Annotated in this window: 19 protein-coding genes; 16 read left to right on the top strand and 3 right to left on the bottom strand. The window is 32.4% G+C overall.

Annotated features, from left to right (window positions below; translation table 11 throughout):
- The first annotated feature begins 174 nt into the window (after positions 1-174).
- From A3K93_RS12275 to A3K93_RS12220, 12 genes are all read left to right on the top strand, one after another.
- Positions 175-1,341 carry a nucleotide sugar dehydrogenase gene (locus A3K93_RS12275; protein WP_067731469.1) on the top strand — a complete coding sequence of 389 codons (1,167 nt, stop codon included), beginning with the start codon at positions 175-177 and terminating at the stop codon, positions 1,339-1,341.
- A gap of 45 nt (positions 1,342-1,386) precedes the next feature.
- Entirely contained in the window at positions 1,387-2,913 is a 1,527-nt protein-coding gene (locus A3K93_RS12270) for a hypothetical protein (RefSeq protein WP_067731468.1), read from the top strand.
- Complete coding sequence (locus A3K93_RS12265) at positions 2,910-4,244, top strand: Coenzyme F420 hydrogenase/dehydrogenase, beta subunit C-terminal domain (RefSeq protein WP_067731467.1); 1,335 nt, start codon at positions 2,910-2,912, stop codon at positions 4,242-4,244. Before A3K93_RS12270 ends, A3K93_RS12265 begins: the two co-directional genes overlap by 4 nt.
- A 7-nt stretch (positions 4,245-4,251) precedes the next feature.
- Positions 4,252-5,379, top strand: coding sequence for a polysaccharide pyruvyl transferase family protein (locus A3K93_RS12260; RefSeq protein ID WP_067731466.1), 1,128 nt, complete (start codon positions 4,252-4,254; stop codon positions 5,377-5,379).
- A complete protein-coding gene (locus A3K93_RS12255) occupies positions 5,376-6,350 on the top strand; it encodes a glycosyltransferase family 2 protein (RefSeq protein WP_067731465.1) in 975 nt (324 codons plus the stop codon). The genes A3K93_RS12260 and A3K93_RS12255 overlap by 4 nt, the downstream gene beginning before the upstream one ends.
- 168 nt (positions 6,351-6,518) lie before the next feature.
- Positions 6,519-7,571, top strand: a complete 1,053-nt coding sequence (locus A3K93_RS15165; protein ID WP_067731464.1) for an EpsG family protein — start codon at positions 6,519-6,521, stop codon at positions 7,569-7,571.
- A 207-nt stretch (positions 7,572-7,778) separates the two neighbouring features.
- Positions 7,779-8,849, top strand: a complete 1,071-nt coding sequence (gene rfbB / locus A3K93_RS12245) for a dTDP-glucose 4,6-dehydratase (protein WP_067731463.1) — start codon at positions 7,779-7,781, stop codon at positions 8,847-8,849.
- A 14-nt stretch (positions 8,850-8,863) separates the two neighbouring features.
- A complete protein-coding gene (rfbD, locus tag A3K93_RS12240; protein WP_067731462.1) occupies positions 8,864-9,769 on the top strand; it encodes a dTDP-4-dehydrorhamnose reductase in 906 nt (301 codons plus the stop codon).
- A gap of 1 nt (position 9,770) precedes the next feature.
- Positions 9,771-10,670: a glucose-1-phosphate thymidylyltransferase RfbA gene (rfbA, locus tag A3K93_RS12235; protein WP_067731461.1), complete on the top strand. Its 900-nt coding sequence runs from the start codon at positions 9,771-9,773 to the stop codon at positions 10,668-10,670.
- Positions 10,671-10,731: 61 nt separating this feature from the next.
- Positions 10,732-11,289 (top strand): dTDP-4-dehydrorhamnose 3,5-epimerase, encoded by a 558-nt coding sequence (rfbC, locus tag A3K93_RS12230; RefSeq protein ID WP_067731460.1) that lies wholly within the window; start codon positions 10,732-10,734, stop codon positions 11,287-11,289.
- Positions 11,290-12,459 (top strand): glycosyltransferase family 4 protein, encoded by a 1,170-nt coding sequence (locus A3K93_RS12225; protein WP_067731459.1) that lies wholly within the window; start codon positions 11,290-11,292, stop codon positions 12,457-12,459.
- Between the two features lie 132 nt (positions 12,460-12,591).
- Positions 12,592-13,449 carry a glycosyltransferase family 2 protein gene (locus A3K93_RS12220; RefSeq protein WP_157883277.1) on the top strand — a complete coding sequence of 286 codons (858 nt, stop codon included), beginning with the start codon at positions 12,592-12,594 and terminating at the stop codon, positions 13,447-13,449.
- A gap of 7 nt (positions 13,450-13,456) precedes the next feature.
- Here A3K93_RS12220 and A3K93_RS12215 read toward each other — a convergent pair whose 3' ends face one another.
- Both A3K93_RS12215 and A3K93_RS12210 read right to left on the bottom strand, forming a co-directional pair.
- Positions 13,457-14,257, bottom strand: coding sequence for a glycosyltransferase (locus A3K93_RS12215; protein WP_067731457.1), 801 nt, complete (start codon positions 14,255-14,257; stop codon positions 13,457-13,459).
- Between the two features lie 28 nt (positions 14,258-14,285).
- Positions 14,286-14,927, bottom strand: a complete 642-nt coding sequence (locus A3K93_RS12210; protein WP_067731456.1) for a sugar transferase — start codon at positions 14,925-14,927, stop codon at positions 14,286-14,288.
- Positions 14,928-15,149: 222 nt separating this feature from the next.
- Between A3K93_RS12210 and galU the strand changes: the two genes are divergently transcribed.
- Genes galU through galE form a run of 4 tightly spaced genes read left to right on the top strand, consistent with a single transcriptional unit; the run spans position 15,150 to position 19,977 of the window.
- Entirely contained in the window at positions 15,150-16,025 is an 876-nt protein-coding gene (galU, locus tag A3K93_RS12205) for a UTP--glucose-1-phosphate uridylyltransferase GalU (RefSeq protein ID WP_067731455.1), read from the top strand.
- Between the two features lie 10 nt (positions 16,026-16,035).
- On the top strand, positions 16,036-17,292 hold the full coding sequence (locus tag A3K93_RS12200) for a UDP binding domain-containing protein (RefSeq protein ID WP_067731454.1): 1,257 nt from the start codon (positions 16,036-16,038) through the stop codon (positions 17,290-17,292).
- 2 nt (positions 17,293-17,294) lie between these two features.
- Complete coding sequence (gene pgi, locus A3K93_RS12195; protein ID WP_067731453.1) at positions 17,295-18,965, top strand: glucose-6-phosphate isomerase; 1,671 nt, start codon at positions 17,295-17,297, stop codon at positions 18,963-18,965.
- On the top strand, positions 18,958-19,977 hold the full coding sequence (gene galE, locus A3K93_RS12190) for a UDP-glucose 4-epimerase GalE (protein WP_067731452.1): 1,020 nt from the start codon (positions 18,958-18,960) through the stop codon (positions 19,975-19,977). The genes pgi and galE overlap by 8 nt, the downstream gene beginning before the upstream one ends.
- Before the next feature lie 60 nt (positions 19,978-20,037).
- Here the strand turns inward: galE and A3K93_RS12185 are convergent, their stop codons facing one another.
- Complete coding sequence (locus tag A3K93_RS12185) at positions 20,038-21,405, bottom strand: phosphomannomutase/phosphoglucomutase (protein ID WP_067731451.1); 1,368 nt, start codon at positions 21,403-21,405, stop codon at positions 20,038-20,040.
- Positions 21,406-21,409 lie beyond the last annotated feature (4 nt).

Genomic DNA, 21,409 nt, shown 5'->3' with positions numbered 1-21,409 from the left:
ATGAAAGAGATCTATTGTGAAGTTTTGAATTATTAAATGATCTAACATATAAACTATCTCTAAGATAAACATATACTCATTTAACTCAGCTTTTGCTATAGTTTCACTTCATAAAATTAAGTCTACATCATACTAATTGACTTATACAAATTGATTAAAAAGGTAGAGTTATTAATGTTAAAATTGACAGTTGTTGGCACAGGGTACGTAGGCCTTTCAAATGCGATGCTCTTTAGTCAGCACCATCAAGTTGTTGCATTAGATATTGATGAACATCGTGTAAATTTATTACAACAAAAAAAATCACCAATTCAAGATACTTTAATTGAAGAGTATTTATTAAAAGATATTAATTTTGAAGCGACTTTAGATAAAACGAAGGCTTATCAAAATTCAGATTATATTATTATTGCAACACCAACGAATTACGATGAACAAACCAATTATTTTGATACCAGTTCAATTGAACAAGTTTTAAATGATCTAAATCTATTAGATACATCGGCAATAATTATTATTAAATCAACTATTCCTGTTGGTTTTACAAAAAGAGTTCAAGAGCTGTTCCCAAATCTTAAAATCGTCTTTTCACCTGAATTTTTACGTGAAGGCAAAGCCTTATTTGATAATTTATATCCATCACGCATTGTCGTTGGAGATAAAAGTGAAGTGGGGCAAAAAATTGCTGAACTTTTTAAAAGTGCAAGTCTAAAGCCAGAAGTTGATATTGCATTAATGGATTCAACTGAAGCAGAAGCAGTAAAGTTATTCTCAAATACTTATCTTGCGATGCGTGTTGCTTACTTCAATGAACTAGATAGTTACTGCGCTTTGCGTGGGCTAAATAGCAAAGATATTATTCAGGCTGTAGGCTTAGACCCACGTATTGGCACACATTATAATAATCCTTCTTTTGGTTATGGTGGTTATTGTCTGCCGAAAGATACCAAGCAGCTTTTAGCGAATTATCAAGATGTGCCACAAAGTTTAATCTCAGCCATTATTCAATCAAATACTACACGTAAAGATTTTATTGCGGATGAAATTTTAAAACGAGAGCCAAAAGTGGTTGGTATTTATCGTCTTGTGATGAAGGCTGGTAGTGATAACTTTAGGCAATCTGCAATTCAAGGCATTATGAAGCGTCTGAAGGCCAAGGGCATAGAGGTCATTATTTTTGAGCCTAACTTGGCACAAGATGATTTTTATAACTCCAAAGTTTTAAAAGACTTTACAGAGTTTAAGAGAAGAGCAGATGTCATTGTAGCAAATCGTATGGTTTCCGATTTGGATGATGTGCTAGACAAAGTGTTTACACGTGATTTGTTTGGTGATAACTAGTGTTATATTTTTAAATAGAAATTCACCATATGAGTGTTCTAGCGCATGAGTAGTGCAAATAAGCTGATTGTAAAAAATTCAATTTACTTGTTAAGTCGTACATTAATTCTAACTGCAATTAGCTTATATACCGTTAGAGAGATTTTGAATATTCTAGGTGTTGAAGGCTATGGATTATTTAATTTAATATTTGGTTTCGTTGCTTTGTTTGCATTTGTAAATGGTGCGATGACATCTGCTACGCAAAGATTCATTAGTATTGAAATCGGTAAAAAAAATGAAAGTGGTGTGATTGACACTTTTTATTGTAGTGTATTTATTCATGCTATTGTTGGATTTTCAATTGTTAGTGTATTATTTACAATAAAAGGTGTAATTTTAAATAAATTTCTAAATATCAACGGTTATTATGATATTGCTAGTGTTTTATATAACTTAGCAGTATTGAATATTTTTATTACTTTGGTTCAATCTGTTTTTGTTGCTGTAATAACAGCATTTGAAAACATGAAGTTTTTTTCATTTATAAGTATTGTTGAAGCAGTTCTAAAATTGATATCTGTATATATTCTATATCTTGGATTGGGGGAGAATATAACTGTATATGGATATTTATTGCTACTAGTATCTGTATCATGTCTTTTGATGTATATGTATGCGAGTTATAAGGTATTAAAAAATATTAGGAATGTTAATTTAAGATTTGGTAGAATTAAGATAGTTGCAAAAGAAATGAAAGATTTTATGGGGTGGAATCTTATAGGTAATTTAGCATCTGTTTTAAAAAACCAAGGAGTAAATGTAATTTTAAATATAATTTTTGGCTTGGCTTTTAATGCATCATATGCATTGGCTATTAGTATTTCAAATGTTTTTAATCAACTTATTAATTCGGTAACTAATGCTATTAATCCTCAAATATATAAAAGTTATGGAAATGGGGATATGAGCCGAAATTTTAAACTCATTTCCTTGGGGTCAAAGTACTGTTTTAGTATTTTTTTATTGATTATATTGCCGATATTTTTAGATGCAAACTTATTTTTAGGTTTTTGGCTTGAAAAAGTACCAATCTATACAGATGTTTTTGTTACTCTAGCATTACTTATTTTAGCTATTGATAGTTTATCACTAACTCTTATTACTGGTTTACATGCAACGGGTAAAATTAAGATATACCAGATTGTAGTGGGTATGACATCTATGATAAACCTGCCATTTTCTTATATGATTTTAAAGTTATTTGGTGAACCATATTTTATTTATTATGTTTCGATGTTTTTGGCTATATTTTGTTTGATACTAAGGTTGATCTTTTTAAGAAAACTTATTGAATTTGATCTAAGAAATTATATGAAAGTAGTGTTGTTTCCCTCATTTTGTTTTCTTTTGTTTCTATTAGTGATCTACTTTTTATATAGCTTATTTATTTTAAATAACTCTAGTGGATTGATTAAATTGTTAATTTTATTTCTTATAGAAATCTTGGCTATTCTATTCTTTTATTTTTTTGTTATGCAAAATAATGAAAGAAAATTTATTATGCAAAAAATATGGTGGCTTAAGAAATGAACATAAATGAAATTATTAAAAATGATTTATGTACGGGCTGTGGAGTATGTATCTCGGAAGATTCCAAAAAAGATTCAAAAATGGATTGGAATGAATATGGCTTCTTAGTTCCTAATATTGGAAAGGGGGCGGATACTAAATCTATGTACGATATTTGTCCTTTTAAGATAGATCAATATAATGAAGATTTTTTGGGTGAAAAATTTACTAAACATTCGAAATCTATTTTTAATCAAAAGATAGGATATTATCAAGATTTATATATAGGTTATAGTCATAAATTTAGGAAAAGCTCATCCTCTGGTGGGCTTGCAACATATGTTTTTGAATATTTAATCTCAAATAACATAGTAGATTACCTCTTTATAGTTGCTTCGAGTGAAGATGGTTATAAATATAAACTGGTTGATAGAAATACGGAGATAACGTCAATTTCTAAGACCAGATATACTCCTGTAACATTGGAACAGCTTTTTCTGATCATTGATGATTTGGATGGAAAGATTGCTGTATCAGGAGTGGCATGTTTTCTAAAAGCAATAAGACTGAAACAATTAAAACATCCCCATTTAGTAAATAAAATTCCTTTTCTAGTGGGAATTGTTTGCGGTGGATTGAAAAGTAGGTTTTACACAGATTATCTTGCACAAGAAGCAAATTGCTTTGATGAATATGATGAAGTTGAATATCGGATCAAAAAACCAGAAAGTTATGCATTAGATTATAAGTTTCAATGCAGATCAAAATCTGAAAATAGAATCCATATGGTAGAAATGCGTAGTTTGGGTGATATGTGGGGTACAGGTTTATTTAAAAGTAATGCTTGTGATTTTTGTGATGATGTATTAACAGAATTAGCAGATATTTCACTGGGTGATGCTTGGATTGAGCCTTATAGCAAAGAAGGACTTGGTAATAGTATTGTTATTGTAAGATCACTTTTAGCTAAAAATATTATTAATAAAGGAGTAGAAAATAAAGATCTTAAATTAGTAAGTGTTAAAGAAGATGATATTATAAAATCACAAAGTGGTTCATTTAATCATAGGCATGACGGTCTTAAATTTAGAATTGGTTATAGAAAGAAGAGTAATTTGATATTTCCCAAAAAGAGAGCCAGATTTTTAGTTAATAAAGGTATAGTTTTTAATATGGTTCAAGCTAACCGAATGAAAATTCGTAAATTTAGTTTAGAGCAGTGGAAAAAAAGCAGTAATGTGAGTGTTTTTAGGGGTGCTATTCTTCCATTGAGGATACGTCTTAATAGGTTAACTAAAATCAATCATAAGTTAAATCGATTGAAAAAATTAATAGCTCGATTCTTGAAATAGGTTAAAAATGAAAAAAATTGCCATATTAACACTACCATTACACCATAATTTTGGTGGTAATTTACAAGCCTATGCATTAAGTGAAACCCTAAAAGATTTGGGTCATCAAGTAATTGTATTAAATATTCAAAATAAAAAACTAACAAATGTTGCCATTATAAAGAATTTTGGTAAAAATATTTTGAAAAAAATATTTTTATCAAAAAGCATAAATTTTGTGGTATTAGAGTCAGAAAAGAAAAAATTATATAAGAATCATACTCAATTTCTAAAGGAAAAATTAAATCTTACAGAAGAAATTACTGACTTAAGTCGTCTAGAGGCTACGGTTAATTTTCATAAATTCGACGCTGTGGTAGTAGGAAGTGATCAAGTCTGGCGTAAAGCTTATACACCTAATATACAAACTTACTTCTTGAATTTTGTAAAAGATAAAAGAATAAAAAAAATAGCTTACGCAGCATCTTTTGGGTTGGAAAAGTGGCAATATGATAGAGAAACGACATTAGATCTTGCTAAACTGGCAGAGGATTTTGACTATATTTCTGTACGTGAGTCTGATGCTGTAGATTTATGTAAGAATTATCTTCATGTAGATAGTGAACATGTCCTAGATCCAACGCTACTATTAGGTAAAGAAAAGTATTTAGATCTTATGAAAGATTTCAAAAGTAAAAGTCGAAACAAACTATTTACATATATACTTGATAAAGATTTATATAAGAATGACTGGATCAATAAGATCTCTGCTGATAAAAACTTACCAGTAACTGAGATTGAGCTCTTTAAAAATAAAAACATACCGCTCATTCATGAAATTGATAAAATAGTTACACCCCATATAGAAACGTGGTTAGCTAATTTTAGAGATGCTGAGTTTATTGTAACAGACTCATTTCATGGTATGGTGTTTTCAATTATTTTTAATAAAGAATTTTTAGTTTTTGTTAATAAAGAAAGGGGGGCTTCTCGTTTTTATTCATTATTAAAGTTTCTAAACTTAGAAAAAAGAATAATCCATGATGAATCATTTGATATATCAAGATTAGAAAAGATTGACTATGAGAAAATCAACTTTTTAATCAGTGAAAGAGTTATGCAGATTAAAGACAAATTAGCTAGAGTGATCAAATGAGTTCTATTGAAGCCAAGCTTTTAGATATTATTATTCCTGTTTATAATAAACAAAAGTTCTTGATTGACTTGATTAATAGTTTAGCTACTTTGTGTGAAAAACGTGTAAATGTTATTTTTGTAGATGATGGGTCGACTGACCAATCTCTTATGATATTAAAATCAAATTCGATAGATAATTTTTATATATATGATAAAGAAAATGGTGGTGTTTCATCTGCACGTAACTACGGATTGAAGCAATCAAAATCTAAATATATATGGTTTTTTGATCCTGATGATCAAGTTGGTCCTGATATCTTAAATATTATTTATCAATTAGAAAATCATAATGAGGATATATTGGTTTTCAATTATAATAAAAAAATTATTAAATATAATTTAAATGAGTACTTTACTTTTGAAAAGTATGGACTATTAAGTACGCATGATTTTTCAGTAAAATATAATTATTTTACTAAAAAAAATAATATGAGTTTTATTTGGAATAAGTTTTATAAATCAGAATTTATTAAAAATATTTTTTTTAATGAGAACTTAACACTGTCAGAGGATAGGCGCTTTAATTTAGAAGTGTTTGCTAGAAGAGGTAACGTTAGAATTATTGATAACTACCTATATATATATTTTATATATGATGGTGGTACATTATCTACTAGTACAGATTTGGAAAAAGTGGAATATGTATATGGAACCAATCTTATCAATATAGAGTATTTACAAAGAAAAAGAGAGTATGTGAAAAAACATGTGATTGAGCAGATTATATTTAGAGCTAAATTTGGATCTAATAATTTATATCAATTTTATAAACAAGAGCATAGAAATTTTGAAATAAAAATATTTCCATTTCTATCTTTTAAGGAGTTAATAATTTTTATATTGTTATTTATTGGTGGTATTCAAATAGCTATGAGAATTCAATTTTTTTTCAAAAAAATAATTCTTAATCAAAGGTTTTTTTCTGATTGATATTAAATATTCTTTAAGTTTTTATTCTGAAGTTTGATTTTTATGCTATTGGTTGTATCCTAAAGGAAGTATAGATTATATTTAATTTATGGCGAATTTTAAATATCTGGAATGATTAATGAATTTTTATGTTGGTATATTTCTAGATACTTCTAGTCGAGGCAAGTTGTGATATTATTTTTTGGGATTTATTTTGCTGTAATTGGGCTTTATGTATTATCAAATTTATTTAATAATAAAGTTGTTGATAAATTTATAGTTTTAATTATCTCTTTAATATTAAGTATTCTACCTGGATTCAGGGCGTTACATATAGGTACGGACACATATATGTATGATAGTATTTTATATTCAGATTTGTCGGAAGGGAGTTATTTTGTAACTAATATTGAGCCGGGATATATATTTCTGGTTAATATATTTCAGATTTTCTCTATTGAACCATATTTCTTTTATGTAGTCTCTTTTTTCGCTAATTTACTTATAGTTAGCACTATTTTTAATCTTAAAAAAAATAGATTTTTAGCACTATTGTCTTATTTAACTTTTTCTCAGATTTTTCTTATTGGTTTTAATATTTTAAGACAGTACTTAGCTCTTTCTATATTCATATATTCTGTTAATTTTCTTTTTGAAAAGAAGTACTTAAATTATATAATTTTTGTTCTTATTGCGACTTCAATACATTATTCCTCTATATTTTTTATTTTTTTCATCCCATTATTTATTCTTATTTTTAATAAATACATTATATCTGCCTATATGTTGGCATTTACATTTCCATTTATATATAATTTTGTACAGAAGAACTTAATTTTTATTTTAAGTAATTTTACAGGTAAGGTTGCTATAGAAAACTATGTTGGCAGAGGGCAAGAATCTGGTGCTGGTATTTGGTATATTTTTTATTTGCTCGTATTGATTTATTTTATCATTCTTAGGAATAAGAATAGTTATGAATATTACTTTTTTGTTTGTTCATATATTCTGTTGCTAGGTTTTTATACTAATATATCATTTTTTAACTTGGCTTACGAGGGTCCTGGCAGGCTTATAGTTTGTTGTTATTTTTCTTTGATATTTATTTTTTCTTATTTAAAGTATGGAAAATATGTTGTTCTACATTACTTGATCTTTATTTTTCTTTTTCTTTTCTTTTTCTTTTATAATTTTTGGATTAAAGGTCTTCATAGAATTTTACCGTATGAGTCGATATTTTGATTGATTTATTTTATTGGGATATTTTATATTAATTTTTTTATATTCTGATTTTTAAAACTGTTTTTATGTTTTCAAGAATTAGTGGATTTTTTATATTTAATGAGAAAATTATATTGATGATGATGCTATATTCTGTTAAAAAGTGATTATTATGGTGAATAATATTTACACAGCTAAATTATTGATTAAAATTTATTGAGGGGTAGGATGAAGCTACTAGTTACAGGTGGTGCGGGATTTATTGGTTCGGCTGTAGTACGTCATATTATTCAGCACACGAACCATCATGTGTTGAATGTAGACAAGTTAACTTATGCTGGCAATCTTGAGTCTTTATCAAGTATTGAACAGAGTGAACGTTATCACTTTTCACAAACTGATATTTGTGACCGAGCTGCGCTAGACCAATTGTTTAAAGACTTTCAACCAGATGCTGTCATGCATTTGGCTGCAGAGTCACATGTCGATCGTTCAATCTCAGGACCTGCTACTTTTATTGAGACTAATATTATTGGTACATATCAGTTGTTAGAGGCAACGCGCCAATATTGGAATATGTTATCTGAAGAAAAAAAACAAGCATTCCGTTTTCATCATATTTCAACTGATGAGGTGTATGGTGACTTAGAAGGAACAGATGATTTGTTTCTTGAAACTACCCCATATGCACCAAGTTCACCATATTCTGCAAGTAAAGCGAGCTCAGATCATTTAGTTCGTGCATGGAACCGTACCTATGGTTTACCTGTAGTTGTGACCAACTGTTCAAACAACTATGGACCATATCACTTCCCTGAAAAACTCATTCCTTTGATTATTCAAAATGCTTTAGCAGGCAAAGCATTACCTGTGTATGGTAATGGGCACCAGATTCGTGATTGGCTGTTTGTTGAAGATCATGCACGTGCTTTATATAAGGTCGTGACTGAAGCTCGTATAGGTGAAACCTATAATATTGGTGGACATAACGAGCAAAAAAATATTGATGTTGTGAAAGCAATTTGCGAATTACTCGAAGAGTTAGCACCAAACAAACCAAAAGGTGTTCAAAATTATCAAGACTTAATTACTTATGTGAAAGATCGTCCCGGACATGACTTACGTTATGCGATTGATGCAAGTAAAATCAAACAAGATCTAGGCTGGGTTCCACAAGAAAGTTTTGAAACTGGTCTACGTAAAACGGTCGAATGGTATCTGAATAATCAAGGGTGGGTTGAGCATATTCAAAGTGGTGAATATCAAAACTGGATTCAACAGCAATATCAGACTGAATAGGCTTAATTAATTAGATGAAAATTTTGCTTTTGGGTAAAAATGGTCAGGTTGGCTGGGAATTGCAACGAGCACTACAGCCACTTGGTGAAGTGATTGCTTTGGATCGTTCTATTAATGGCGATGGTCTCTGTGGAGATATAGCAAACTTTACAGCAATGGAACATGTATTAAAGCAAGTACAACCTGATATTGTCGTAAATGCCACTGCTTATACAGCTGTAGATAAAGCCGAATCTGAACAAGATCAAGCGAATCTGATTAATCACCTTGCTGTTGCAAACCTTGCAGAGCAGTGCAAACAACAGAACGCTTTGTTTATACATTATTCAACAGACTATGTGTTCAATGGGATGGGTACAAGTGCTTGGACTGAAGATGATATCAAAGCACCCATAAACCATTATGGACGTACTAAACGTGATGGTGAAATTGCATTAGAAAATAGCCAAGTGCGTTTTCTTAATTTCCGTACTTGTTGGGTATATGGTGCACATGGTCATAATTTTATTAAGACAATGTTGAAGTTGGCACAAACCAAAGAAGAGCTGGGGATCATTCAGGATCAAGTCGGTGTGCCAACAGGTGCAGCTTTGATTGCAGATGTAACGGCTCAAGTTTTGCGCTATTACACATTGCAGCCATCTGAACAACAGTTGGAATTACATGGGCATTATCATTTGGCGCCAACGGGTGAAACTACATGGTATGATTATGCTCAATATATTTTTGAGCAAGCTCGCCAAAATGGTATGAACTTAGCTATTCAAAAAGTGAATCCAATCTTAACCGCAGCTTATCCGACTCCTGCAAGTCGTCCGCTGAATTCACGTTTAAATACAGAGAAGCTACAACAGTCATTTAAGTTGCACTTGCCGAATTGGGAACAGGGTGTAACACAAGTAATTAATGAGATTCTATAACATGACAACATCAATAACACGTAAAGGTATTATCTTAGCTGGTGGTTCGGGAACACGTTTATATCCGATCACAATGGGTACGTCTAAACAGCTATTGCCAATTTATGACAAGCCAATGATTTATTATCCGCTTTCTGTATTGATGCTAGCTGGTATTAAAGAAATCCTTATTATTTCAACACCTGAAGATTTGCCTAATTTTGAAAAATTATTGGGTAAAGGTGAAGAGCTTGGTATTCAACTGTCTTATAAAGTTCAACCTTCTCCAGATGGTTTAGCACAAGCCTTTATTTTAGGTGAAGAATTTATTGGTGATGATAATGTTTGTCTGATTTTGGGAGATAACATTTTCTATGGTCAGCACTTTAGTGACCAATTAAAACGTGCAGCGAATCAAACATCTGGAGCAACAGTATTTGGTTATTATGTGAATGATCCTGAGCGTTTTGGCGTAGTTGATTTTGATGCTCAAGGAAAAGCACTAAGCATTGAAGAAAAGCCTGAAAGTCCAAAGTCAAATTATGCTGTCACAGGTCTTTATTTCTATGATAATGATGTAGTAGAAATTGCAAAAAATATTCAGCCTTCGCATCGCGGTGAACTAGAAATTACCGATGTGAATAACATTTATTTAGAAAAAAATGCATTAAATGTTGAAGTTTTAGGTCGTGGTTTTGCTTGGTTAGATACAGGTACGCATGACTCACTGCTTGAAGCAAGCCAGTTTGTACAAACCATTGAAAATCGACAAGGTTTAAAAGTGGCAAGTCTTGAAGAGATTTCATTTAACAATGGTTGGATTGATGCTGATCAGTTGAAGGCACGTGGAGAATTCTTTAAGAAAACAGGTTATGGTCAGTATCTTTTAAAACTTTACACTGAATACAATTCGAAGGGCTGATCTATTAAAAAGTGTTCATCAGGGCACTTTCATTTTAAATACATGATAGTTAGGAAAGCGAATGAATGTCATCGAAACTAAAATTAAAGATCTATTGATTTTTGAACCGCGAGTGTTTGGGGATGATCGTGGTTGGTTTATGGAAAGTTTTAATCAACAGGCTTTTGAAAAAATTCTAAAAGATCGCAGTTTAGATATTCCTCAATTTGTACAGGACAATCATTCCTTTTCTAAAAAAGGCGTATTACGCGGTCTACATTATCAGTTAAATCCTCATGCACAAGGCAAGCTTGTACGTGTGGTTCAGGGGCGTGCATGGGACGTTGCGGTTGATATTCGTAAAGAGTCAGAGACCTTTGGACAATGGGTAGGGGTAGAGCTGAGTGGTGAAAACCATAAGCAGTTTTGGATTCCTGCTGGTTTTGCCCATGGCTTTGTTGCTTTAGAAGACAATACTCAGTTCTTATATAAAACCACTGACTATTATTCAAAAGAGTGTGAGCGTTCAATTGTTTGGAATGATCCAGATATTGCAATTGAGTGGCCAATTTTAAATGAGATTGAATTGCTATTAACTGAAAAAGATAAAATGGCGAAAAGTCTGAAAGAGGTAGACTAAATGAAAAAGGTTATTGTGGTTTTTCATGATAATAATATTAAAAGTGGTGCAACAGCATCCATGCTATCGCTTATCAAATATTGGAAAACCCATAACTATTTTGAAGTTGAGGCTATTATACCTAAAGATAAAGGATCTTTGGCGGGGGAGTTGGATAAGTTTTCAATTAATTATTATATTTTTAATTATAATATGGTTAGATATCATGTTGATAATAATATTGGAACACGAGCTTTAAAATATTTAAGAGCTTTTTTTCGTGTTATTCGTGATATTTTTACTGTTTTTAATTTAAGGGGGAATAGAATATTTAATAATGTGGATTATATATATAGTAATACAAGTAGCATTTACTTTGGATTTTTTTTATCACAAATATTATGTATAAAGCATGTATGGCACTTTAGAGAGTTTGGGTTTGAGGATCAAAATTGTAAACATATATTTAGTGACCATTTTTTTTATAAATTAGCGAATAAGTATTCAGATAAAATTATTGTTATTTCACGATCATTAGAAGAAAAAATAAGAAAATATATTGATGGAAAAAAAATATTTCAGGTTTACAATGGAATAGATAGTAAAAATATTATAAAGAAAAACGAAATAAGTCTTAAGAATAAAAGTCCATTAAGATTAATCATTACAGGATCCGTAATCCCAAATAAGGGTCAAGAGTTTGTAATTGAGGCATTATACCAGTTAAAATTAAGAAATATACCATTTCAGCTAGGAATTGCTGGTGATGGTAAAAGTTCATACGTTAATTATTTAAAGGAAAAATGTAATAAATATAATATTGCAGAAAGTGTGAATTTTCATGGTTTTGTTTCTAATATGGAAACGATTTTAGATAATTATGATATTGCAATTATTTCATCTAAATCGGAAGCTTTTGGTCGTGTTACAGTTGAATCAATGATAATGGGTTTACTTATTGTTTGTTCTAATACTGGTGCAAACAAGGAATTGGTATCTGATGAAAATGGATATATTTATATGGGTAATAGTACAAAGAGTTTGGTTGATATTCTTGAATATATTTATTTTCAGGATGAAATTTTCAAATTAGATAAAATAAAAAAATCTATGGAAGTATCAAATAAATTTACTGTAGATTTGTGTGCTAAGAGTATATATAGAATCTTAATAGATTGTCACTCAAATTAATTTTTTATTTTTAATTTTGAATGATATATTGTATTTTATGAAGTTTTAAACTTGTGATGTTTGAGATGTAATTAAAATATTGTGTTTAATTAGATATTAAAAGAGATTTGTGTGAAGAATTGCTGTGTAATAGTGACATATAATCCAGATATTGAAAATTTAATTAATCTGGTCAGTAGTTTACATCAAAGTCAATTAAAAGTAATAGTTGTAGATAATGCATCTAGTCAAAAAATTTCATTTGAAAAAATGAATGATGTTATTGTAATTGCTCTTAAAGATAACCTTGGTATTGCAAAAGCACAAAATATCGGTATTAGAAAAGCTATAGAAGTAGGTTGTAAAAAAATTATTTTCTTTGACCAAGATAGTCAGATTGATCATGATTTTATTAAAAATCTGATTTCAGACTACGAAAAATTGAAAGATAAAGGAAATAAAGTTGCAGCAATAGGGCCGCAATTTATAGATAAAAAATTAGGTTTCTATGCGCCTGGGCTGATTTTGAGAAAAAATGGTTTGGTAAAAAAAATCGATATTAGTAAAATTAAAGAGCCTAAAAAAGTAGATCTTATTATCTCTTCAGGTTCATTGATTCCCATTGAAGTTTTACAAGATGTAGGGTTAATGAATGAAGATTTTTTTATAGATTATGTGGATACAGAGTGGTGTTTTCGAGCTTTAAGTAAAGGCTATAAAATTTATGTTTCGCCTAGAGCAATAATGCACCACAGTGTAGGTGATTCTACTATTCGTTTCATGGGGTTAACTTGCCCTGTTCATTCAGCTTTTAGACGTTACTATAGAGTTCGAAATCTTTTTTTAATGTGGAATATGAGACATATTAAAAAAAAATGGATTATTAAGATGTTTGTACATAATTTAATTGCACAAATTTTACTTATTCTTACGCAAAAAAATAGAATGGCTTATATCAAATATTTTATAAAGTCTATCCGAGATGGTATTAAAGAGATAAAAAGAGGTTAACCTCTTTTTATTCAAATTGTTTTATACAGTTTTTATTGATGTGTGTTCTTTTAGTGTCAATTAACCACCCCCACTTATTAAAATATTGCCATGCACTTTTAATATGGGCTTTTAGCAGTACTGGGTTCTTATAAGAACCTTGTTCATGCAAATGTGTTACAAATGCAAAAGGGTAATAAATATTCCCAAATTTTTCGGCACATCTTCTTGATAGATCTATATCTTCCATATACATAAAAAATCTTTCATCAAATCCACCTAATGTCATTAACTTATTACTATCAAAAAGCATAAAGCATCCTAATAAACTCGGTGCAAAAATTGGTTTATCTATTTTGTATTTCCGCAGCAAATAATTATCATCTAAATAAGATGCAATTTTAGGTGAGAAACGGCGTGCAAAAAGATTCATGGGCGTTGGCAGCAAACGTGCACCATATTGATTACTTCCATCCAGTTTCATAATTCTAGGAAGAAAAAGCCCAATATGAGGTTGGGTTTTTGCAAATTCTATTAATCTAGTAAATTCAGATTTTTCGAAAGAAATATCGGGATTACAAATGAGAAAATATTGGCAGTCATGAGAAAATTTTTTGATAGCTATATTGTGCCCATAACCAAAACCATAATTTCCTTCAGACTTTAGGTAAATAATTTTTGGATTACTTAATTTATTGGCCCAATCACTTTGGTCATTGTCAACTAAAACAATTTTGCTAATTTCATCAGAATTTAATAAAGAGTCTAGAGTAGGTGAGAGTTCTTCATAGAGATGTTTATAAAGAACAATCGATGCAATAACTGACATATAGTTTAATATTTCCTCAATTTATAAATTAATAAGCGCCATCTTTTTTAAGTACGACTTTAACTGTTTTTAAAATAATAATGATGTCTTTAATAAATGACCAATGTAGCACATAATCTGTATCCATTTTGACACGTGTATTATAATCAACATCACTACGACCACTGACTTGCCATAATCCAGTCATCCCTGGCTTAGTCATTAAGTAATATTTCACATCCTCATTGTACATGGGTAATTCTTTTTCTGTAACAGGGCGTGGACCGACTGTGCTCATTTCACCTTTAAGAATATTAATTAATTGAGGGATTTCATCAAGACTGGTTTTACGAATAAAATGTCCTATCGTTGTAATTCTAGGATCATTTTTAAGTTTAAAAGTGGTTTCCCACTCCTGTCTAGCTTCTGGATTATTATTAAGGATTTGTTGTAGTAATTCTTGAGAATTAACAGCCATTGAACGGAACTTTAAACACTTAAACCTTATGCCATTTTGTCCAATTCGTTCATGACCATAAAAGGCAGGTCCACCATCTTTTTTGATAAGTAATGCTAGAATAAGAATAAAAGGAGAAAGTATAATGAGAAAAAAAAGTGCAAATATAATATCAAATGCCCGTTTTAAAAAACGAGAATTAGGTTTTAATATAGTCATTGGCTGTTCATTCATAATGTTTGGATTTCATCGTGAAGAGTGATGAAGTGCTAATGGAAACGAAACTCTTAAATTTTATGTATTTTATCGTAAAAAAAAAATAATTTATCCATAAAATATTATAGAATCTAGAGTTTAAATGTATTCAATTTAACGCAGTTTATTGTTTTAAACTGTAATTGTAAATATATTTTAAGCTAGACTATTTGCCTTTCTCTGAACCTAATATTTATTGATATGATTAAAAAAGCAATTTTACCTGTCGCAGGACTAGGCACACGTTTTTTACCAGCAAGTAAATCTATTCCAAAAGAAATGGTGACGGTTGTAGATCGTCCAGCCATTGAATATGTTGTTCGAGAAGCAGTTGCGGCAGGTATCGAAGAGATTATTTTAGTCACACATTCATCTAAAGCATCGATTGAGAACTACTTTGATCGAAGTTTTGAACTTGAAACGACCTTAGAAAATAAAAAGAAATTTGATTTGCTAAAAGAAATTACAGAAATATTACCGCCAAATGTAAAAGTAATTAGTGTCCGTCAGCCTCAACCTCTAGGTTTAGGTCATGCAGTACTTTGTGCTAAAGCTGTGGTAGGTCAAGAACACTTCGCCGTATTACTTCCTGATGTATTGGTGAAGGACTCAGATGCAGAAAATGATTTGAGTCTCATGATCAAACGCTTTGAAGCATCTCAAGCATCTCAAATCATGGTGGAAGCTGTACCGCAACACTTGGTTGATCAATATGGTATTGTTGATGTTGCTGAAATACCTGAGGAAGGGCACAGTATCCAAATGCGTGGTATTGTGGAAAAACCAGCAGTCGAAAAAGCACCGTCTAATTTATCCGTTGTAGGTCGTTATATTTTACCTGCCAAAATTATGCAGTTATTAGAACAAACACCCAAAGGTGCGGGTAACGAAATTCAGTTGACCGATGCAATTGCGATGTTACAGCAAACAGAAGTCGTAGAAGCTTATCGTATGAAAGGTCAAACTTTTGACTGTGGTAGTAAGCTTGGTTACTTAAAAGCAGTATTAAATTACGGTATTGATCATCCAAAATTGGGTGAAGACTTCAAAGCAATGATTAAAGAACTAGCACTTTAATAGGTATTTTATGAAGGTTGCAGTATTTGGTAGAACACTTTATTCAGGTGTATTGGCAGGGGTGTTGGCTGAATACGGTCATCAAGTGTATTGGTGTGATGTTTTTTTAAAAAACACATCTGAGCATATCTTTGCTCAAGATGATGCAGTCAAAAACTTGTTAATTAAGCAAGAACGTAATGAGTTTCTTCGATATTGTACCCTTCAGGATGTGCCTTTAGATATAGATACTTATATCTATAGTTTTAACCCAACAGAAGTTGATGTAGGGATTGAACTTATTAAAGAAATTGGTTTAAGAACGATTATTCATCCTAAATTGATGATTAATGCATCAACACTGGGTCTAAACGGAACATCAAAATTACAGAAGTATCTGCCTGAAGATCATTGGATTTATCTACCCGATATTATTCAGGAAGGAAATGCAATTGCGAGTATCACACAGGCTGAGCAGCTCATTGTTGGTTGTGATGTTCCAACAGCACAAATGCACATCCAAGAGCTATTAAGACCTTTATTCCCGCGCGAAAATCAATATCTGTTTATGCCGATTTTGGATGCAGAATTTACTAAACTCAGTATTTCTGGCATGTTAGCGACACGTATTAGTTATATCAATGATTTAGCTGTAGTGGCTGAAAAACTGGGAATTGATATTGAACATGTCCGTCAAGGTATGGCTGCAGATAGTCGTATCGGAAGTTCTTATTTGTATCCAGGTGCAGGTTTTGGCGGTGAAAACTTCTCGCACGATATATTAACGCTAGCCAATACTGTATCAGGCACAGGGGCTAAAAGTCAGTTGCTTGCGCAAGTTTGGGATATTAATGAACAACAAAAAGAATTACTGTTCCGTAAATTATGGAATTACTACCATGGTGATCTAGAAGGAAAGACGGTAGCAATTTGGGGTGCGTCTTTTAAAGAAAATACTGTTCGTATCCAACAGTCACCCGTACATACCATGTTAAAAGCGTTGTGGGCGCAGGGAGTTACTGTTCGCTTACATGATCCTCAAGCTCTGGCTGAAATTGAAAAAGTGTATGGTCATCGAGATGATCTCATTTACTGTACAGATCAGTATGAGGCAGTTCAAGGGGCACATGCGCTTTGTTTATTGACAGCTTGGAAACAATATTGGAGTCCGAGTTATAAAGATTTATTGCAGAGCATGGCACATCCATTCATTTTAGATGGTCGGAATATTTATAATCCGAACTACGTTAAATCACTAGGATTTGCTTATATAGGGGTAGGGCGTTAATCATGGCTAAGGGATATCCTTATACAGTTGAAAACATAGATGATGTTTTGGCAAGACTTGTAGAATTAAAAAGAAAAACACAGTCTAAGCATCTGACGGAATTATTTGCTGAGGATGATCAACGGTTCAACAATTTCAGCGTTAAGCTTGAGCCATTGGTTTTTGATTATAGTAAACATCGAATTGATGGCAATGTCTTAAATAATTTAGTGCATTGGGCGCAAGCCAGTGACTTAAATCATTGGATTAAAAAATTATTTTCAAAAGAAGATATTAACCAATCTGAGCAACGTGCAGCAATGCATTGGGCTTTGCGGCTACCGAAAACAACTAAAGTACATCAGGATATTGCGGCTCAAGTTCATCAACAATTGGAACGTATGTATCAACTTGTTGAGCAGCTTCATGAGGGTCAATATCGTGGTGTGACTGGTGAAGTGATTCAAGATGTTGTGAATATTGGGGTAGGTGGTTCAGACTTAGGTCCACTGATGGTGAGTCAAGCACTTTCTGATTTTAAACAACAAACAGAAAAGCCATTAAATGTCCATTTTGTATCAACGATTGATGGTAGTCAGCTCTCTGAAATTTTACATAAGCTGCGCCCTGAAACGACACTGTTTATTATTTCTTCAAAGTCATTCGGCACCATAGATACTTTATCCAATGCTCAAACAGCACGTCTTTGGTTGGAAAAATCTTTAGGTCAAACGCCTCAAATGCTCAAGCATCATTTTGTCGGTGTATCGACTAAGCCTGATAAAATGACCGAATGGGGGATTCATCCCGAGAAGCAATTATTGCTGTGGGATTGGGTCGGTGGACGTTATTCATTATGGTCATGTATCGGTTTTCCGATTGCACTCACGATTGGTGTAAAAGGTTTTAAGCATCTTTTAGCAGGTGCACATGCGATAGATGAACATTTTCAAAATGCGCCATTTGAGCAAAATATTCCTGTTTTAATGGGCTTATTAAGTGCATGGAATAGTAATTTCTTAGATATTCAAACTCATGCGGTTTTACCTTATGACGGTCGTTTAAAATACTTTGCACCTTATTTGCAACAGTTGGAAATGGAATCTAATGGTAAATCCATCCAACGTAGTGGTGAAAAAGTTGAATGGACAACTTGCCCTATTATTTGGGGGGAGGTTGGTCCAAATGCACAGCATGCCTTCTACCAATTGTTGCACCAAGGTACTCATGCTGTAAGTTGTGACTTTATCGCACCGATTCGTCGTTATAATGCCAAGCACTTTACTTATGTGGATAATGCAGCGGCGCTGGTTCAACAGCATCATTTGGCATTATCGAATTGTTTGGCACAATCCCGTTTACTGGCTTTTGGTAATCAAGCGCTTGATCAAAACGAATTAGTGGGCTTGCCAAAATATAAACAATATGAGGGTAATCAGCCAAGTACCACAATATTACTTGAAGAACTCAACCCTTATAGTTTAGGGATGCTAATTGCGCTTTATGAACATAAAGTCTTTGTTCAATCTGTCTTATGGAATATCAACCCATTTGATCAATGGGGTGTTGAAAAAGGTAAGCAGATTGCGAATCAGTTATTACCAATATTGAGTGGTGAAGAAACTGATTTATCCGATTTAGATGCTTCAACGCAGGGCTTATTGAATCTATTTTTTGGAAAAAAGAATGACTAAAATTTTGGTGACGGGTGGTGCTGGTTATATTGGCTCACATACCTGTGTTGAATTGCTCAATGCGGGACATGATGTTGTTGTCATTGATAATTTATCAAATAGTTCTAGAGAAGCTTTAAATCGAGTTCAGCAACTGACCGAAAAATCTTTAGATTTTTTTGAAGGAAATATCCTTGATCAAAACGTATTAGACCAAATTTTTCAAAATCATAACATTGATGCGGTGATTCATTTTGCTGGCTTAAAAGCGGTGGGTGAAAGTCAGCAAATTCCTTTGAAATACTTTGAAAATAACATTGCGGGTTCGATTAGCTTAGTCCAAGCCATGGAGCGTGCAAAGGTATTTAATTTGGTCTTTAGCTCTTCTGCAACCGTATATGATGAAGCAAATATTTCACCACTCAATGAAGAGATGCCTACTGGCATGCCAAGTAATAACTATGGCTATACCAAACTCATTGTTGAGCAGTTACTTGAAAAAATTTCACAAGCCGATGAGCGATGGTCGATTGCTTTATTGCGCTATTTTAACCCTGTTGGTGCGCATAAAAGTGGACAGATCGGTGAAGATCCACAAGGCATTCCAAACAATTTAATGCCTTATGTGACTCAAGTGGCGGTGGGGCGTCGTGAAAAATTATCAATTTTTGGTAATGATTATGAGACTGTCGATGGAACAGGGGTGCGCGATTATATTCATGTCGTGGATTTGGCTAATGCCCATTTATGCGCACTTGAAAATCGCTTAAATGCGCAAGGCTGTCGTGCTTGGAACATCGGTACAGGCAAGGGTTGTTCGGTTCTAGAAATTAAAAATACCTTTGAAAAAGTCAATCGGATTGAGATTCCATTTGAGTTTGCACCACGTCGTGCAGGTGATGTTGCAACAACATTTGCAAATAATGCACGTGCAGTTGCTGAATTGGGTTGGCAACCAAAATTTGGCTTAGAAGATATGTTGGCAGATAGTTGGAATTGGCAGAAAAAAAATCCCAACGGATATCGAGATTAAATTTTGATGTAATAAAAAAGAGCCTCTAGGCTCTTTTTTATTATTTTATAACAAATCAAATTACGATTGAATCAAGTGAGTAAGTTGATCAATATAATATTGAATTGGTTGAGGGTTTTGATCTTTACGGCTTTCAATATTAAGGCGTAACAATGGTTCTGTGTTAGAAGCTCGGACATTTAAACGCCAAGCACCAAAATCTAAACTTACACCATCAGTTTTATCAATTGTTGGATGTTGATCTGCGAAGTGATCAAAGATCTTCTGAATAGTTACTTGTGTGTCAGCTACTTTAAAATTGATTTCACCAGAACATGGGAATTTTTCAATCATCTCTTCAACCAAAGAAGACAATGGTTTTTGTGTTTCAGACAATACTGAAACAGCCAATAACCAAGGAATCATACCGCTATCACAATAAGCAAAATCACGGAAATAATGGTGTGCTGACATTTCACCGCCATACACAGCATTATGCTCACGCATTTTTTCTTTAATGAAAGAGTGACCTGATTTTGACTGGATTGCTTCACCTTTGAATTGTTCAACAATATCAAATGTATTCCATACTAAACGTGGGTCATGGACAATTTTCTCACCAGATTGTTTTAGTAAGAACGCTTGTGCCAAGAGACCGACGATGTAATAACCTTCAATAAATTGACCTTTTTCATCAAAAAGAAAACAACGGTCGAAGTCACCATCCCATGCTAAGCCCATATCTGCACCATATTCTAGTACCGCATTTCGTGTGCTATCACGGTTTTCTACTAATAGTGGGTTGGGGATACCATTTGGGAACGTACCATCTGCTTCATGATGAATTTTAATAAACTCAACGGGAATATTGAGAGTTTTAAATTTTTCTTCAATCGCATCAATCACGTGACCTGCTGCACCATTGCCGGCATTTACGACAAGTCTTAATGGGCTAATTTTTGCAGGATCAATATACGTCATTAAATGATCGACAAATTCAGGGAGGATATTATATTTTTGGGTTGTACCTTTAGAATCAACTTCTTTGAATTTGCCTGATTCCGCAAGTAATTGAATATCTTTTAAACCGGTATCAGCACTGATTGGACGTGCATTTTCACGAACCAATTTCATACCGTTATAGTCCATTGGATTATGACTGGCTGTGATTTCGATGCCCCCTTGGACATCAAGGTGAAAGGCACCAAAGTACACTTCTTCAGTACCGGTCATGCCCAAATCTAAAACATTAACACCTGCATCATTTAAACCTTTGATGGTCGCTTGTTTTAGATCTTCACTTGTTAAACGGACATCGCAACCCACAACAACAGATTTGGGCTGATAAATTTCACCATAAGCACGACCAATTTTATAAGCAATCTCTTCATTGAGTTCTGTGCCAAGTTTGCCGCGGATATCGTAAGCTTTAAAACAAGTGAGGCTCATGTTT

It is taken from the genome of Acinetobacter sp. NCu2D-2, from assembly GCF_001647675.1.
Classification (GTDB): domain Bacteria; phylum Pseudomonadota; class Gammaproteobacteria; order Pseudomonadales; family Moraxellaceae; genus Acinetobacter.
This window is presented reverse-complemented; position numbering and strand designations above follow the sequence as displayed.